Raw genomic sequence first — 14,996 nt, forward strand, 5'->3', positions numbered from 1 at the left:
CAGTAAATCCCTCGTTATTACGCCGCCCAGCTTTTATCTCATATGCTGCAAATGGTAGCCTGCGCGCCACAAATCGCTGGCTGATCACCAGAAACAGGCTGTTGGACTAAAAATACGCACATTGAAAGTGGATTATTGCATTTGAGATCGCGATCACTGATGCATAAACCATATAAATGTATCTTTCCGGCCCAATTATTACGGAGAAAATTTCTAAAAAAACCGTAATTAAACGAATTTCGTGTTACGCAATTGTATTTGTTCATTAGATTTTGTTGATTCCTCCAGGAGATACAGATGGAAACCACTCAAACCAGCACCATCGTTTCGGGCGAAACCCGCAGCGGATGGCGTAAAACCGACACCATGTGGATGCTGGGCCTGTACGGTACAGCGATCGGCGCGGGCGTCTTGTTCCTGCCGATCAACGCCGGCGTCGGCGGCATGATCCCCCTGATTATCATGGCGATTCTGGCCTTCCCTATGACCTTCTTCGCCCACCGCGGTATGACCCGCTTCGTGCTCTCCGGCAAAAACCCGGGCGAAGACATCACTGAAGTGGTTGAAGAACACTTCGGCGTAGGCGCAGGTAAGCTGATTACCCTGCTCTACTTCTTCGCTATCTACCCAATCCTGTTGGTCTACAGCGTGGCGATCACCAATACCGTCGAAAGCTTCATGGCGCACCAGCTGCACATGACGCCGCCGCCGCGCGCGATTCTGTCGCTGATCCTGATCGTCGGCATGATGACCATCGTGCGTTTCGGCGAGCAGATGATCGTGAAAGCGATGAGCATTCTGGTGTTTCCGTTCGTTATCGCCCTGATGATTCTGGCGCTGTACCTGATCCCGCAGTGGAACGGCGCGGCGCTGGAGACCCTCTCCCTGAGCGGCGCCTCCGTCACCGGCAACGGCCTGCTGATGACCCTGTGGCTGGCGATCCCGGTCATGGTCTTCTCTTTCAACCACTCGCCGATCATCTCCTCCTTCGCGGTTGCCAAGCGTGAAGAGTACGGCGAAGGCGCCGAGAAAAAATGCTCCAGCATCCTGGCTCGCGCCCATATCATGATGGTGCTGACCGTGATGTTCTTCGTCTTCAGCTGCGTCCTGAGCCTCTCTCCGGCAGACCTGGCGGCGGCGAAAGAGCAGAACATCTCGATTCTGTCTTACCTGGCGAACCACTTTAACGCGCCAATCATTGCCTGGATGGCGCCGATCATCGCGATGATCGCCATCACCAAATCCTTCCTCGGCCACTACCTGGGCGCCCGCGAAGGCTTTAACGGCATGGTGATTAAGTCCCTGCGCGGTAAAGGCAAATCTATCGAAATCAACAAACTGAACAAGCTGACCGCGCTGTTCATGCTGGTGACCACCTGGATTGTAGCGACGCTGAACCCGAGCATCCTCGGCATGATCGAGACCCTGGGCGGCCCGATTATCGCGATGATCCTGTTCCTGATGCCGATGTACGCGATTCAGAAAGTGCCGGCGATGCGTAAATACAGCGGCCACGTCAGCAACGTCTTCGTGGTGATTATGGGTCTGATTGCCATCTCCGCGATCTTCTACTCGCTGTTCAGCTAATTCAGTCAACACCTCCCCCCGCGCCGCTGAGCGGCGGCGCGCTTTCCGACAGCACGGGAATACATATGATCAGCGTATTCGATATCTTTAAAATCGGCATTGGCCCTTCCAGCTCCCATACCGTTGGACCGATGAAAGCGGGCAAACAATTCACTGACGACCTGATCGCGCGCGGCCTGCTGGCCGAGGTGAGCAAAGTGGTCGTCGACGTCTACGGCTCCCTCTCCCTGACCGGTAAAGGCCACCATACCGATATCGCGATTATCATGGGGCTTGCCGGCAACCTGCCGGACACCGTCGACATCGACGCTATCCCTGGCTTTATTCAGGACGTTAACACCCATGGTCGCCTGATGCTGGCCAACGGCCAGCACGAAGTGGACTTCCCGGTCGATCAGTGCATGAATTTCCATGCCGACAACCTGTCGCTGCATGAGAACGGCATGCGCATCACCGCCCTGGCCGGCGACCAGGCGCTCTACAGCCAGACGTACTACTCCATCGGCGGCGGCTTTATCGTCGATGAAGCGCACTTCGGCCAGACTACCGACGCGCCGGTGGCCGTCCCTTATCCTTATAAAAACGCCGCCGACCTGCAGCGTCACTGCCGCGAAACCGGGCTGTCGCTCTCCGGCCTGATGATGCAGAACGAACTGGCGCTGCACAGTAAAGAGGCGCTGGAGCAACACTTCGCCGCGGTGTGGGAAGTGATGAGCGCCGGTATTGAGCGCGGCATCACCACCGAAGGCGTCCTGCCGGGCAAACTGCGCGTTCCGCGCCGGGCTGCCGCGCTGCGCCGCATGCTGGTGAGCCAGGACACCACCAACAGCGACCCGATGGCGGTGGTCGACTGGATCAATATGTTCGCCCTCGCGGTGAACGAAGAGAACGCCGCCGGCGGCCGGGTGGTGACGGCGCCGACCAACGGCGCCTGCGGTATCGTGCCGGCAGTGCTGGCCTATTACGACAAGTTTATCCGCAAGGTGAACAGCAACTCCCTGGCGCGCTATATGCTGGTGGCCAGCGCGATTGGTTCGCTCTATAAGATGAACGCCTCGATCTCCGGCGCCGAAGTGGGCTGCCAGGGTGAAGTGGGCGTCGCCTGCTCGATGGCGGCGGCCGGTCTGGCTGAACTGCTGGGCGGCAGCCCGGGCCAGGTGTGCATCGCGGCAGAGATCGCCATGGAGCATAACCTCGGTCTGACCTGCGACCCTGTCGCCGGCCAGGTGCAGGTGCCGTGCATCGAACGCAACGCTATCGCCGCCGTGAAAGCGGTCAACGCCGCGCGAATGGCGCTGCGCCGGACCAGCGAGCCGCGCGTCTGCCTCGATAAAGTCATTGAGACCATGTACGAAACCGGCAAAGACATGAACGCCAAGTACCGGGAAACCTCTCGCGGGGGGCTGGCGATGAAGATTGTCGCCTGCGATTAACCTGCAGGCCCGCCGCGCGTCGCCGCGGCGGGCCTGCTTTTGACCGGAATCCTGCCTGATTTGCGAGTGTGATTCCCGATCCTCGCTCTACCAATGGCCTCGAATCACCACCGATGTTACCCTAAAGGCGCTGAGAATAAGGGGGTATCTGTGGCTGTTCATCTGTTAATCGTCGACGCGTTAAATCTGATCCGCCGCATCCACGCGGTACAGGGCTCGCCCTGCGTCGATACCTGCCTGCATGCGCTGGAGCAGCTGATCGTCCATAGTCAGCCCACCCACGCGGTGGCGGTGTTTGATGATGAGGATCGCGCCCACGGCTGGCGCCACCAGCGCCTGCCGGAGTACAAAGCCGGCCGCGCGCCGATGCCGGAGACCCTGGTCGCCGAGATGCCGGCGCTGCGGGCCGCCTTCGAGCAGCGGGGGATCCGCTGCTGGGCCTCGCCGGGCAGCGAAGCGGACGACCTCGCCGCCACCCTGGCGGTGAAGGTGGCCCAGGCGGGCCATCAGGCCACCATTGTCTCCACCGACAAAGGCTACTGCCAGCTGCTGTCGCCCACCATCCGCATCCGCGACTACTTTCAGAAGCGCTGGCTGGACGCCCCCTTCATCGCCAGCGAGTTCGGCGTCACCCCGGAGCAACTGGCGGATTACTGGGGGCTGGCGGGGATCAGCAGCTCGAAGGTGCCGGGCGTAGCGGGCATTGGCCCTAAAAGCGCCGCCCAGCTGCTGAACGAGTTCCAGGACCTGGAGGGGCTGTATGCCCGCCTGGCCGAGGTCCCGGAAAAGTGGCGCAAAAAGCTGGCAACGCATCAGGAAATGGCCTTCACCTGCCGGGAAGTCGCCCGCCTGCAGACCGACCTACAGCTGGACGGCAATCTGCAGCAGCTGCGGCTGACGCGCTGAGACTACCCGAGCGCGGCGGCACCGCCTGGTTCGGCCGGGCCGGCCCCTCACCAGGCCGCCTGATATAATCCCACGATATCGGCCAGGCTCGCCTCGCGCGGGTTGCCGCCGGTACACACATCCGCCAGCGCCGCCTGGGCCAGCGCCGGAATATCCTCTTTCCTGACGCCCACCTCGCGCAGATGGCCGGGAATACCGACATCGCGGTTGAGCTGGCAGACCGCCTCCACCGCCGCCAGGCGCGCGGCGGTCAGGCTTAACGCTTCCACCCTGACGCCCATCGCCCTGGCGATATCGCGATATTTTTCCCCGGTCGCCTCAGCATTAAAGCGCATCACGTGCGGCAGCAGGATGGCATTCGCCACGCCGTGCGGCGTGTTGTAAAAAGCGCCGAGCGGATGCGCCATGCCGTGCACCAGGCCAAGCCCGACGTTGGAAAATCCCATCCCCGCCACATACTGGCCGAGCGCCATGGCTTCCCCCGCTCCGGCGTCTCCGGCAACCGAGCCGCGCAGCGCGCCGGCGATGATCTCGATGGCTTTGAGGTGCAGCGCATCGGTCAAAGCCCAGGCGCCGCGGGTGAGGTACCCTTCGATAGCGTGCGTCAGGGCGTCGACGCCGGTCGCCGCCTTCAGCGCCGGCGGCATGGCGTCCATCATATCGGCATCGATAAAGGCCACCTGCGGAATATCGTGCGGGTCGACGCAGACAAACTTACGCCGCTGTTCTTCATCGGTGATGACATAGTTAATCGTCACCTCCGCCGCGGTACCCGCGGTGGTCGGCACCGCGAAGATCGGCACGCTGGGCTGACGGGTGGGCGACAGCCCCTCCAGGCTGCGGACATCGGCGAACGCCGGGTTACGCTGAATAATACCGATCGCCTTACAGGTATCCTGCGGCGAACCGCCGCCGATGGCGATCAGGTAATCCGCCCCGCTGCGCTGAAAGGCCTGCAGCCCCTGCTGGACCACGGCGATGGTGGGATTGGGGATCACATCGCTGAACATGTCCCATGCCAGCCCGGCGGCGTCCAGTTTGTCAGTGACTTTTGCCGCCACGCCGCACTGCGCGAGGGTACTGTCGGTCACGATCAATGCCTTGCGATAACCGCGCCGCATCACTTCATCGGTTAATGCGTTTATCGCCCCCCGGCCAAACCACGCCGTTTCGTTGAGGATCATTCGGTTTGCCATCGCGTCTCTCCTGTTAGCGTTGCGGCATCACTCTTCAATGCGTAATCCGTAGGTTTTGAACTTCTCCAGCACGATGGCGATCGCCTCGTCATCCAGCACCGGTACCGGGTCGGTAATCGCCAGCGTGCTGAGATAAAGCTGGGCCAGGACTTCCACTTCATGCGCCAGCCAGAGCGCTTTCTCCAGGCTGGCCTCGCAGGCGATCAGGCCATGATGCTGCAGCAGCGTGGCTTTGCGGTGCTTCAGCGCCACCGCGACATGCTCAGACAGTTCGCGGGTGCCAAAGGTGGCATAGGGCGCGCAGGGGATCGAATTCCCGCCCGCCGCGGCGATCATATAGTGGATGGCCGGAATGGGCCGGTTGAGGATCGACACCGCCGTACAATGCACAGCGTGATTGTGGACCACCGCCTGAGCATCGGGCCGCGTCTGGTAGGCCGCCTGATGGAAACGCCATTCGCTGGAGGGCAGTTTTCCCTGCTCATGCTGGCCGTCGGCATCAATAAAGACGATCTTCTCTTCCGTCAGTTTTTCATACGGGATGCCGGTGGGCGTGATCAGCATCCCTCCCTGATAGCGCACGCTGACATTGCCGGCGGTCCCCTGATTTAACCCCAGGCGGGTCATTTCCAGGCAGGTATCGATAATCTGCCGGGCCAGTCTGTTTCTTTCCATTGCTTTCCTCTTTTGGCGACTCATCATCCGTCAACGGCAGGGCAACGCAATTATTGTCGGCTACCGTGGGATAGGTTGAATAATGATCTCCATCTTCAGCCTGAATAATCACAGGGGAATTTTCATCGCCATATTTTGTGAACCACGTCAATTATTTCGCCCTAAAAAAAGGGATCAGCCTGGTTAATCGACCATTTAAAATGCCCGTTCTTAAAAATATTCCATCAAGCGGGCATTTTATTTTCCTGTAACATTTGCCCGTTTTCCACGATATATATTCAATCGGTCATTGGCGTTGTGGTTTTGTGAATTTATTTTCTCAAACGGTCAGCGATTTTGAAAAATTAAAGTGACAATTATCACATAAAATGGTCCGCAGAGCGTTAAGTGTGACCCTCATCATATTAACAGGCGGTTTTTATTTGAAAATGAAGCCATGAGTTCCGCCGTGACTTTCATTTCACTCACCGGCGCGTCACCTGAGCTCACTTAATTTTGCGGTCTGCTGCAGCACCAGACTGCGCCCTGAATGCTGTTGTAACTGCTTCTGAACTGATGAGGACGCTATGGGAAACACAACGATACCAACGCAAAGTTACCGCGCCATGGAGAGCGGGCAGAGTAAGAGCTATATTATTCCTTTTGCTCTGCTGTGCTCCCTCTTTTTTCTGTGGGCCGTGGCCAATAATCTTAATGATATTTTATTACCGCAATTTCAACAGGCCTTTACGCTGACTAACTTTCAGGCCGGATTAATCCAGTCAGCTTTTTATTTTGGCTATTTTGTTATTCCCATCCCCGCCGGGATGCTGATGAAAAAATTCAGCTATAAAGCAGGCATTCTTACTGGCCTGTTTTTATATGCCTGCGGCGCCGCGCTGTTCTGGCCTGCCGCCGAAGTGATGAATTACACCCTATTTCTGATTGGATTATTTATTATCGCCGCCGGGCTTGGCTGTCTGGAAACCGCGGCCAACCCGTTTGTCACCGTTCTCGGTCCGGAAAGCGGCGGTCACTTCCGTCTTAATCTGGCCCAAACCTTTAACTCATTTGGCGCCATTATCGCCGTGGTATTTGGCCAGAGCCTTATTTTGTCCAACGTCCCGCATCAGCCGCAGGAGGTGCTGGATAGCATGACGCCAGAACAGCTCGCCGCCTGGAAGCACAGCCTGGTCCTGTCGGTACAAACCCCCTATATGATTATCGTGGCCATCGTGCTGCTGGTCGCCCTGCTGATCGTCTGCACCCGCTTCCCGTCGCTGCAAAGCGATGACCACAGCGACAGCGCGCAGAGCACTTTTCTCGCCTCGCTGTCGCGCCTGATGCGCATCCGCCACTGGCGCTGGGCGGTTCTGGCCCAGTTCTGCTATGTCGGCGCGCAGACCGCCTGCTGGAGCTACCTGATTCGCTACGCTATCGAAGAGATCCCGGGCATGACGGCCGGTTTCGCCGCCAACTACCTCACCGGCACCATGGTCTGTTTCTTCATTGGCCGTTTCACCGGCACCTGGCTTATCCGCCGCTTCGCGCCGCATAGCGTGCTGGCTGTCTATGCGCTTATCGCCATGCTGCTCTGTTTGCTTTCCGCCTTCAGCGGCGGCCACGTCGGCCTGCTGGCCCTGACCCTGTGCAGCGCCTTTATGTCCATTCAGTACCCGACCATCTTCTCGTTGGGGATTAAGCAGCTGGGCCAGGACACCAAATATGGCTCGTCCTTTATCGTCATGACCATCATCGGCGGCGGGATCGTCACCCCGGTGATGGGCTTTGTCAGCGATGCCGCCGGCAATATTCCGACCGCTGAGCTGGTCCCGGCGCTGTGCTTCGCCATCATCTTTATTTTTGCCCGTTTCCGCTCGCAAGCGGCGACGAACTAAACCTGTTATCCGCATAACCTGAGGGATCTGTAATGAAAAAAATCAGCTTACCGAAGATCGGTATCCGCCCGGTAATCGATGGTCGTCGCATGGGGGTCCGCGAATCGCTGGAAGCGCAAACCATGAACATGGCGAAAGCCACCGCCGCGCTTATCAGCGAGAAGCTGCGCCATGCCTGCGGCGTCCGGGTGGAGTGCGTGATCGCCGATACCTGCATCGCCGGCATGGCCGAGTCGGCCGCCTGTGAAGAGAAATTCAGCAGCCAGAACGTTGGCGTCACCATCACCGTCACCCCCTGCTGGTGCTACGGCAGTGAAACCATCGACATGGATCCGCTGCGCCCGAAGGCCATCTGGGGCTTTAACGGCACCGAACGTCCGGGGGCGGTCTATCTGGCCGCCGCGCTGGCGGCCCACAGCCAGAAAGGGATCCCGGCGTTCTCCATCTACGGGCATGACGTGCAGGATGCCGATGACACCTCCATCCCGGCGGACGTCGAAGAAAAACTGTTGCGCTTCGCTCGCGCCGGCCTGGCCGTCGCCAGTATGAAAGGGAAAAGCTATCTGTCGCTGGGCGGCGTCTCAATGGGCATCGCCGGCTCCATCGTCGACCACAACTTCTTTGAATCCTGGCTCGGGATGAAGGTTCAGGCAGTCGACATGACGGAGCTGCGCCGGCGAATCGATCAGAAAATCTATGATGAAACCGAGCTGGAGATGGCGCTGGCGTGGGCGGATAAACATTTCCGCTACGGCGAAGATCAGAACGCCGAGCAGTATAAGCGCAATGAAACGCAGAGCCGCGCGGTGCTGAAAGAGAGCCTGCTGATGGCGATGTGCATCCGCGATATGATGCAGGGCAACGCGAAGCTCGCGGAAAAAGGGCTGGTGGAGGAGTCGCTGGGCTACAACGCCATCGCCGCCGGTTTCCAGGGCCAGCGCCACTGGACCGATCAATACCCCAATGGCGATACCGCCGAAGCGCTGCTCAATAGCTCTTTTGACTGGAACGGCGTGCGCGAGCCGTTCGTCGTCGCCACCGAAAACGACAGCCTCAACGGCGTGGCCATGCTGATGGGCCACCAGCTCACCGGCACCGCCCAGGTGTTTGCCGACGTGCGCACCTACTGGTCGCCGGACGCCGTTGAGCGCGTCACCGGGCAGCCGCTCACCGGCCGGGCGGAGCACGGCATTATTCACCTGATTAACTCCGGCTCCGCGGCGCTGGACGGCTCCTGCCAGCAGCGCGACGCGCAGGGCAACCCGACGATGAAACCTCACTGGGAGATTGAACAGAACGAGGCGGATGCCTGCCTCGCGGCCACCGAATGGTGCCCGGCGATCCATGAATACTTCCGCGGCGGCGGCTTCTCTTCCCGCTTCCTGACCGAAGGCGGCGTGCCGTTCACCATGACCCGGGTGAACATCATCAAAGGTCTGGGACCGGTGCTGCAAATTGCCGAAGGCTGGAGCGTGGCGCTGCCCAAAGCGATGCACGACCAGCTCGACGCCCGCACCAACTCCACCTGGCCCACCACCTGGTTTGCCCCGCGCCTCACCGGCAAGGGCCCGTTCAGCGATGTGTACTCGGTGATGGCCAACTGGGGCGCCAACCACGGCGTGCTGACCATCGGCCATGTCGGCGCGGATTTCATTACCCTCGCCGCCATGCTGCGCATTCCGGTCTGCATGCACAACGTGGAAGCGGCGAAAATCTACCGCCCCTCCGCCTGGGCCGCGCACGGCATGGACATCGAAGGCCAGGACTATCGCGCCTGCCAGAACTACGGGCCGCTGTATAAGCGTTAACAGGTGGGTTTAGCCCGGTGGCGCAGGCTTACCGGGCCTACAGACGCGCGCTGTTTGTAGGCCGGATAAGCGCCGCGCCATTCGGCAATGTTGTTTCGGGAGTCACTATGAAGCAAGACGTTATCCTGGTCCTCGACTGCGGCGCCACGAACGTGCGGGCGATGGCCGTTGACCGACAGGGGAACATTGTCGCCCGCGCCGCCACGGCAAACGCCAGCGACATCGCCGCCGAGCGCAGCGACTGGCACCAGTGGTCGCTGGAGGCCATTATGCAGCGCTTTGCCGACTGCTGTCGGCAGATCCACGACCCGCTGGCCTCCTGCACGGTACGCGGCATCGCCGTCACGACCTTTGGCGTCGATGGCGCGCTGGTGGATGAGCAGGGTGCGCTGCTGTATCCGATCATCAGCTGGAAATGCCCGCGCACCGCGGCGGTGATGGACACCATCAGCCGGTATATGCCCGCGCGCCAGCTGCAGCAAATCGCCGGCGTCGGCGCCTTTGCGTTCAATACCCTGTATAAGCTGATCTGGCTGAAAGAGAACCACCCGCAGCTGCTGGCGCAGGCCCATGCCTGGCTGTTCATTTCGTCGCTGATCAACCATCGGCTGACCGGGGAGTTCACCACCGACCTCACCATGGCGGGCACCAGCCAGATGCTCGATCTCCGGCAGCGCGATTTCAGCGCGCCGATCCTGCAGGCGACCGGCCTGCCGCGCCGCCTGTTCCCACGGCTGGTTGAAGCGGGCCAGCCGATCGGCGGCCTGCTGCCGGAGGCCGCTGCGCTGTTGAGCCTTCCCGTCGGGATCCCGGTTATCTCGGCCGGGCACGACACCCAGTTCGCCCTGTTTGGCGCCGGCGCCGGGCAGGATGAGCCGGTGCTCTCCTCCGGGACCTGGGAGATCCTGATGGTGCGCAGCGCGCAGGTCGACACCTCGCTGCTCGGCGACTACAGCGGCTCCACCTGCGAACTGGACAGCCAGCCGGGGCGCTATAACCCGGGGATGCAGTGGCTGGCCTCCGGCGTGCTCGAATGGGTGCGTAAGCTGCTGTGGAGCGCCGACACGCCGTGGCAAACTCTGATTGACGAAGCCCAGGCGATCCCGCCCGGCGCCGAGGGCGTCAGGATGCAGTGCGACCTGCTCGCCAGCCAGCACGCCGGCTGGCAGGGCGTCACGCTCAACACCACCCGCGGCCATTTTTACCGTGCCGCGCTGGAGGGGTTAAGCGACCAGCTGGCGCAGCATCTGCAAACCCTGGAAAACATCGGCCGCTTCCGGGCGAAAGAGCTGATGCTGGTCGGCGGCGGCAGCCGCAACGCGCTGTGGAACCAGATCAAGGCCGACCGGCTGAGAATACCGATCAAAGTGCTCGACGATGCCGAAACCACGGTGGCCGGCGCGGCGATGTTTGGCTGGTATGGCGTGGGCGAGTTCTCTTCGCCGGAGCAGGCCAGAGCGCAGGTCGCGTACCGCTACCGCTATTTTTGGCCGCAAACTGAACCTGAATTCACAGAGGAAGCCTGAGATGCTCAAAACCATTTCCCCGCTGATATCGCCGGAACTGCTGAAAGTGCTGGCCGAAATGGGCCATGGGGATGAAATTATTTTTTCCGATGCCCACTTCCCGGCGCACAGCATGGGTCCGCAAGTGATCCGCGCCGACGGCCTGCGGGTCAGCGACCTGCTGCAGGCGATTATCCCGCTGTTCGAGTTAGACAGCTACGCGCCGCCGCTGGTGATGATGGCCGCCGTCGAAGGCGATGCCCTCGACCCGACGGTGGAACAGCGCTATCGGCAGGCGCTCTCGGCGCAGGCTCCCTGCCCGGACATCGTGCGGATTGACCGCTTCGCCTTCTACGAGCGGGCGCAAAAAGCCTTTGCGATCGTTATCACAGGAGAGTGCGCTAAGTACGGAAATATCCTTTTAAAAAAAGGAGTCACGCCGTAATCTCATGCCGGAGCGTCTGCCTGATGCAGACGCTCAATCAATGATGGGGTGAGAATAAATGAAAGCGGCCCGCCAGCAGGCGATCGTCGATCTCCTGATCAACCACAGCAGCCTGACCACCGAAACGTTGTCAAAACAGCTCAACGTCAGCAGGGAAACCATTCGCCGCGATCTCAGCGAGCTGCAGGCGCAGGGCAAAGTGCTGCGCAACCACGGCCGGGCCAAAGTGATCCACCAGCGCAGCCAGGACAGCGGCGACCCTTTCCACATGCGCCTGAAAAGCCATTACGCGCATAAAGCCGACATCGCCCGCGAAGCGCTGGCCTGGATTGACGAAGGCATGGTCATCGCCCTCGATGCCAGCTCCACCTGCTGGTACCTCGCCCGCCAGCTGCCGGACCGCCCGCTGCACGTTTTTACCAACAGCCAGCCCATCTGCCAGGAGCTGGCCAAACGCGACCAGATCGCCCTCACCTGCTCCGGCGGCACCCTGCAGCGGAAATATGGCTGCTACGTTAACCCGGCGCTGATTTCCCAGCTGAAATCGCTGGAGATCGATCTGTTTATTTTTTCCTGCGAAGGCATCGACCCGCAGGGCGCGCTGTGGGACTCCAATGCGTTCAATGCCGACTTCAAATCGATCCTGCTTAAGCGGGCCGCGCAGTCGCTGCTGCTGATCGATAAAAGTAAGTTCAACCGTTCCGGCGAGGCGAGAATTGGTCATCTGGATGACGTGACGCATATTGTGTCGGATGCGCCGCAGCCTTAAGCATGCGGCGAAGGCCGGAGGACAAGCACGCGTCTCCGGCCTGAGGGTGAGAGATTAACGCTCGTCGCGACGTCCGCCGACGGCGGCCCACAGGCGACGCACGTGAACGGTCACCTCTTCACGATCGTGATACAGCTGACGCGCCTGGATCTGGGCGTTAATGCCGTGCTCGTCCAGCTGGGCCTGAATGTAGGCCAGATTCTGCGACACCTCTTCATAGCGCTTTTTCATCGGCAGCTTGAGGTTGAAGATGGTCTCCCGGCACCAGCCGTTGACCAGCCACTGCGCCATCAGCGCCGCCACTTTCGCCGGCTTCTCCACCATATCGCAGACCATCCACGAGATGTTGTTGCGGTTCGGACGATAGCGGAAACCGTCTTCGCGCAGCCAGGTCACCTGGCCGGTATCCATCAGGCTCTGGGCCATCGGACCGTTATCGACCGAAGAGACCCACATGTTGCGCTTCACCAGCTGATAGGTCCAGCCGCCCGGGCAGGCGCCAAGGTCGACGGCATACATGCCGTTCGCCAGGCGCTCGTCCCACTCGTCTGCCGGAATAAAGACGTGGAACGCCTCTTCCAGCTTGAGGGTGGAGCGGCTCGGGGCGTCGGACGGAAACTTCAGCCGCGGAATGCCCATATAGAACGGCGAGTTGTTGTTGCTGTACGAGTAGCCGGTATAGCAGCAGCCCGGGGCGATAAAGAACACATGCACCACCGGACGCTTCGGCGTTTCATAGCGGGTCAGGACGCCCGCTTCGCGCAGCGCCGCGCGCAGCGGCACGGTAAACTTGCGGCAGAACTTCATCAGCTCTTTGCTTTCGTTAGTGTCCGCCACCTCGACGCGCAGATCGCCGCCCTTCTCCACCACGCCCTGCAGCATGCCGACGATCGGCGTGATGCGATCCTCCGGCGGCAGGTCGCGCAGCAGTTCGCCGACCACAAACATCTGGCGGGCGAAGATCAGCGAGCTGAACGGCAGATCGCGCACCAGCTTCTCGCCATCATCCTGCTGATAGCCTTCAAAAATCACATAGCCAGAGTCTTCTTTGACCCGGGCAAAACCAAACACCTCAAGGCGGGCTGCCTTATCGGTAATTTCTGCTGCGCACTCTTTCTCAAACCCAGGGCGACAATAGAGGACAACCTTATTCATGAACAACGCCCTTACGTTTCAGACGAATTGCACCAATTAACATTAACACCCAGCCGGCGAGGAAGCTCACGCCGCCCACCGGGGTCACGAACGCCCACAGGCGTAAATGAGAGAGCGCCAGGCAGTAGAGGCTGCCGCTGAACAGCACGGTCCCTAACGCCAGAAACACGCTACTCCAGTAGAACCAGATACTGATCCGACGCTGCATCGCCACCGCCAGACCAAAAATCGCCAGGGTATGGAAGGCCTGATACTCCAGGCCGGTATGGATCCAGGCCATCTCCGCCGCGCCGAGCGATTGACTTAAGACATGCGCGCCGAAGGCACCCAGAGCCACAAAGATAAAGCCGCTAATCGCGGCGAATATCAGCATAAAACGGCTGGTCATGTTGTTACCCTACAAGTAATTATTGTTCATAACGAAAGCGGAATTTTTCTTGTTCACTTGCCGCTTTCGCCAGAATCCACTGCCGGAAAGCGGCTATTTTACCCAGTTCTGCCTGACTGTCATGGCAAACAAGGTAAAACGCATTCTTACTGACCAGAACATCATTAAACGGACACACCAGGCGACCTGCCTCAATTTCGGACTGGGCCATGACGTTGTTGGCCAGCGCCACGCCCTGCCCATGAATGGCCGCCTGCAGCACCATCGCGCTGTGACTGAAAATCGGTCCCTGCTGCACATTAATATGGCTTAGACCCAGCTGGCGGGTATAAGTTTGCCAGTCGCGGCGGGACGCATCGTGAAGCAGCGTATGTTGCGCCAGATCGGCAGGCGTTTTCAATGCCTTGTCGCCGGTGAGCAGCAGCGGGGAACAGACCGGCAGCAGATACTCGGCGTACAGTTTTTCCACACGCAGGCCCGGCCAGTTGCCGCGACCGTAAAAAATCGCCACGTCGACATCGTCCGCCAGCTTATCCTCCTGACGGTCCACCGCCTGGATCCTGACGTCGATTCCCGGATAAGCTGAGTTAAAGCTTGTGAGTCTCGGCACCAGCCACTGGATGGCGAAACTTGGCAATAAACTGACCGTTAAGGCCCCTTTGGCGCTGCGCGCCTGCAGTTTACGCGTCGCTTCCGTCAGTTGCGAAAAAATCTCTTTAATATCCTGAAAATAGCTTTGCCCTTCTTCCGTTAACAGCAGCGAACGATTGCGCCGACGGAACAGCTTAAGGCCCAGAAAATCCTCGAGAGACTTGATTTGGTGGCTGACTGCGGCCTGCGTCACAAAAAGCTCATCGGCTGCCCGAGTGAAGCTGAGATGGCGTGCGGCTGCATCAAAAACACGTAATGCATTCAGAGGAGGTAATCGCTTCGACATGGTTATTCTGGCTTAGATGTTAACTCAATTTAACAAATAGGAAACAATGGTTAACCTATTAGTTTTTTTTATCTGAGCCATTATAAATTGTCCGTTGAGGTTCTACCAGCAAATACCTATAGTGGCGGCACTTCCTGAGCCGGAACGAGAAGCTTTTTTTGGAATGCGTGTTCCATCAAGCTTTTGGCTTACGGTTGTGATGTTGTGTTGTTGTGTTTGCAATTGGTCTGTCTTTGCAGACCCTGGTAGCAAGGCTATCCCTTTTCACTTCCTGTACATTTACCCTGTCTGTCCATAGTGATTTAATGTAGCACC

At 59.5% G+C, this 14,996-nt stretch carries 13 protein-coding genes; 8 read left to right on the forward strand and 5 right to left on the reverse strand.

Going from position 1 to position 14,996, the window contains the following annotated elements:
- The first annotated feature begins 297 nt into the window (after positions 1 to 297).
- The 3 genes from ABLU95_RS02780 (at position 298) to xni (ending at position 3,926) form a co-directional block, all read left to right on the forward strand.
- Entirely contained in the window at positions 298 to 1,587 is a 1,290-nt protein-coding gene (locus ABLU95_RS02780; RefSeq protein ID WP_023290841.1) for an HAAAP family serine/threonine permease, read from the forward strand.
- 65 nt (positions 1,588 to 1,652) lie between these two features.
- The gene (locus ABLU95_RS02785) at positions 1,653 to 3,020 is read left to right on the forward strand and encodes an L-serine ammonia-lyase (protein ID WP_023290842.1); all 1,368 of its coding nucleotides are present in this window, start codon (positions 1,653 to 1,655) and stop codon (positions 3,018 to 3,020) included.
- A gap of 150 nt (positions 3,021 to 3,170) precedes the next feature.
- Positions 3,171 to 3,926, forward strand: coding sequence for a flap endonuclease Xni (gene xni, locus ABLU95_RS02790; RefSeq protein ID WP_023290853.1), 756 nt, complete (start codon positions 3,171 to 3,173; stop codon positions 3,924 to 3,926).
- Positions 3,927 to 3,973: 47 nt separating this feature from the next.
- Here xni and fucO read toward each other — a convergent pair whose 3' ends face one another.
- Together fucO and fucA are read right to left on the reverse strand one after the other, a co-directional pair.
- Positions 3,974 to 5,122 carry a lactaldehyde reductase gene (fucO, locus tag ABLU95_RS02795; protein ID WP_050533555.1) on the reverse strand — a complete coding sequence of 383 codons (1,149 nt, stop codon included), beginning with the start codon at positions 5,120 to 5,122 and terminating at the stop codon, positions 3,974 to 3,976.
- Between the two features lie 27 nt (positions 5,123 to 5,149).
- Positions 5,150 to 5,797, reverse strand: a complete 648-nt coding sequence (gene fucA, locus ABLU95_RS02800) for an L-fuculose-phosphate aldolase (RefSeq protein ID WP_023290855.1) — start codon at positions 5,795 to 5,797, stop codon at positions 5,150 to 5,152.
- A gap of 566 nt (positions 5,798 to 6,363) precedes the next feature.
- Here fucA and fucP point away from each other — a divergent pair.
- From fucP to fucR, 5 genes are all read left to right on the forward strand, one after another.
- Complete coding sequence (fucP, locus tag ABLU95_RS02805) at positions 6,364 to 7,674, forward strand: L-fucose:H+ symporter permease (RefSeq protein ID WP_101992534.1); 1,311 nt, start codon at positions 6,364 to 6,366, stop codon at positions 7,672 to 7,674.
- Positions 7,675 to 7,706: 32 nt separating this feature from the next.
- A complete protein-coding gene (fucI, locus tag ABLU95_RS02810; protein WP_348878777.1) occupies positions 7,707 to 9,482 on the forward strand; it encodes an L-fucose isomerase in 1,776 nt (591 codons plus the stop codon).
- A 107-nt stretch (positions 9,483 to 9,589) separates the two neighbouring features.
- The gene (gene fucK / locus ABLU95_RS02815; RefSeq protein WP_243806337.1) at positions 9,590 to 11,008 is read left to right on the forward strand and encodes an L-fuculokinase; all 1,419 of its coding nucleotides are present in this window, start codon (positions 9,590 to 9,592) and stop codon (positions 11,006 to 11,008) included.
- A gap of 1 nt (position 11,009) precedes the next feature.
- A complete protein-coding gene (gene fucU / locus ABLU95_RS02820; protein ID WP_023290859.1) occupies positions 11,010 to 11,432 on the forward strand; it encodes an L-fucose mutarotase in 423 nt (140 codons plus the stop codon).
- A 58-nt stretch (positions 11,433 to 11,490) separates the two neighbouring features.
- A complete protein-coding gene (gene fucR, locus ABLU95_RS02825; RefSeq protein ID WP_023290860.1) occupies positions 11,491 to 12,201 on the forward strand; it encodes an L-fucose operon activator in 711 nt (236 codons plus the stop codon).
- 54 nt (positions 12,202 to 12,255) lie between these two features.
- Here fucR and rlmM read toward each other — a convergent pair whose 3' ends face one another.
- Genes rlmM through gcvA form a run of 3 tightly spaced genes read right to left on the reverse strand, consistent with a single transcriptional unit; the run spans position 12,256 to position 14,681 of the window.
- Positions 12,256 to 13,356, reverse strand: coding sequence for a 23S rRNA (cytidine(2498)-2'-O)-methyltransferase RlmM (rlmM, locus tag ABLU95_RS02830; protein ID WP_023290861.1), 1,101 nt, complete (start codon positions 13,354 to 13,356; stop codon positions 12,256 to 12,258).
- A complete protein-coding gene (locus ABLU95_RS02835) occupies positions 13,349 to 13,744 on the reverse strand; it encodes a DUF423 domain-containing protein (RefSeq protein WP_002915543.1) in 396 nt (131 codons plus the stop codon). The genes rlmM and ABLU95_RS02835 overlap by 8 nt, the downstream gene beginning before the upstream one ends.
- A gap of 19 nt (positions 13,745 to 13,763) precedes the next feature.
- Positions 13,764 to 14,681, reverse strand: coding sequence for a glycine cleavage system transcriptional regulator GcvA (gcvA, locus tag ABLU95_RS02840; RefSeq protein ID WP_002915545.1), 918 nt, complete (start codon positions 14,679 to 14,681; stop codon positions 13,764 to 13,766).
- Positions 14,682 to 14,996: the final 315 nt, after the last annotated feature.

It is taken from the genome of Klebsiella sp. GG_Kp146 (assembly GCF_040061975.1).
In the GTDB taxonomy this organism is placed as follows: Bacteria; Pseudomonadota; Gammaproteobacteria; order Enterobacterales; family Enterobacteriaceae; genus Klebsiella; species Klebsiella quasipneumoniae.

Excerpts from the sequence above, each read along its gene's own strand:
- ABLU95_RS02835 (WP_002915543.1), bottom strand. The coding sequence starts at position 13,744 with ATGACCAGCCGTTTTATGCTGATATTCGCCGCGATTAGCGGCTTTATC.
- ABLU95_RS02780 (WP_023290841.1), top strand. The coding sequence starts at position 298 with ATGGAAACCACTCAAACCAGCACCATCGTTTCGGGCGAAACCCGCAGC.
- fucO (WP_050533555.1), bottom strand. The coding sequence starts at position 5,122 with ATGGCAAACCGAATGATCCTCAACGAAACGGCGTGGTTTGGCCGGGGG.
- ABLU95_RS02785 (WP_023290842.1), top strand. The coding sequence starts at position 1,653 with ATGATCAGCGTATTCGATATCTTTAAAATCGGCATTGGCCCTTCCAGC.
- fucA (WP_023290855.1), bottom strand. The coding sequence starts at position 5,797 with ATGGAAAGAAACAGACTGGCCCGGCAGATTATCGATACCTGCCTGGAA.
- fucK (WP_243806337.1), top strand. The coding sequence starts at position 9,590 with ATGAAGCAAGACGTTATCCTGGTCCTCGACTGCGGCGCCACGAACGTG.
- rlmM (WP_023290861.1), bottom strand. The coding sequence starts at position 13,356 with ATGAATAAGGTTGTCCTCTATTGTCGCCCTGGGTTTGAGAAAGAGTGC.
- fucR (WP_023290860.1), top strand. The coding sequence starts at position 11,491 with ATGAAAGCGGCCCGCCAGCAGGCGATCGTCGATCTCCTGATCAACCAC.
- fucP (WP_101992534.1), top strand. The coding sequence starts at position 6,364 with ATGGGAAACACAACGATACCAACGCAAAGTTACCGCGCCATGGAGAGC.
- gcvA (WP_002915545.1), bottom strand. The coding sequence starts at position 14,681 with ATGTCGAAGCGATTACCTCCTCTGAATGCATTACGTGTTTTTGATGCA.
- fucI (WP_348878777.1), top strand. The coding sequence starts at position 7,707 with ATGAAAAAAATCAGCTTACCGAAGATCGGTATCCGCCCGGTAATCGAT.
- fucU (WP_023290859.1), top strand. The coding sequence starts at position 11,010 with ATGCTCAAAACCATTTCCCCGCTGATATCGCCGGAACTGCTGAAAGTG.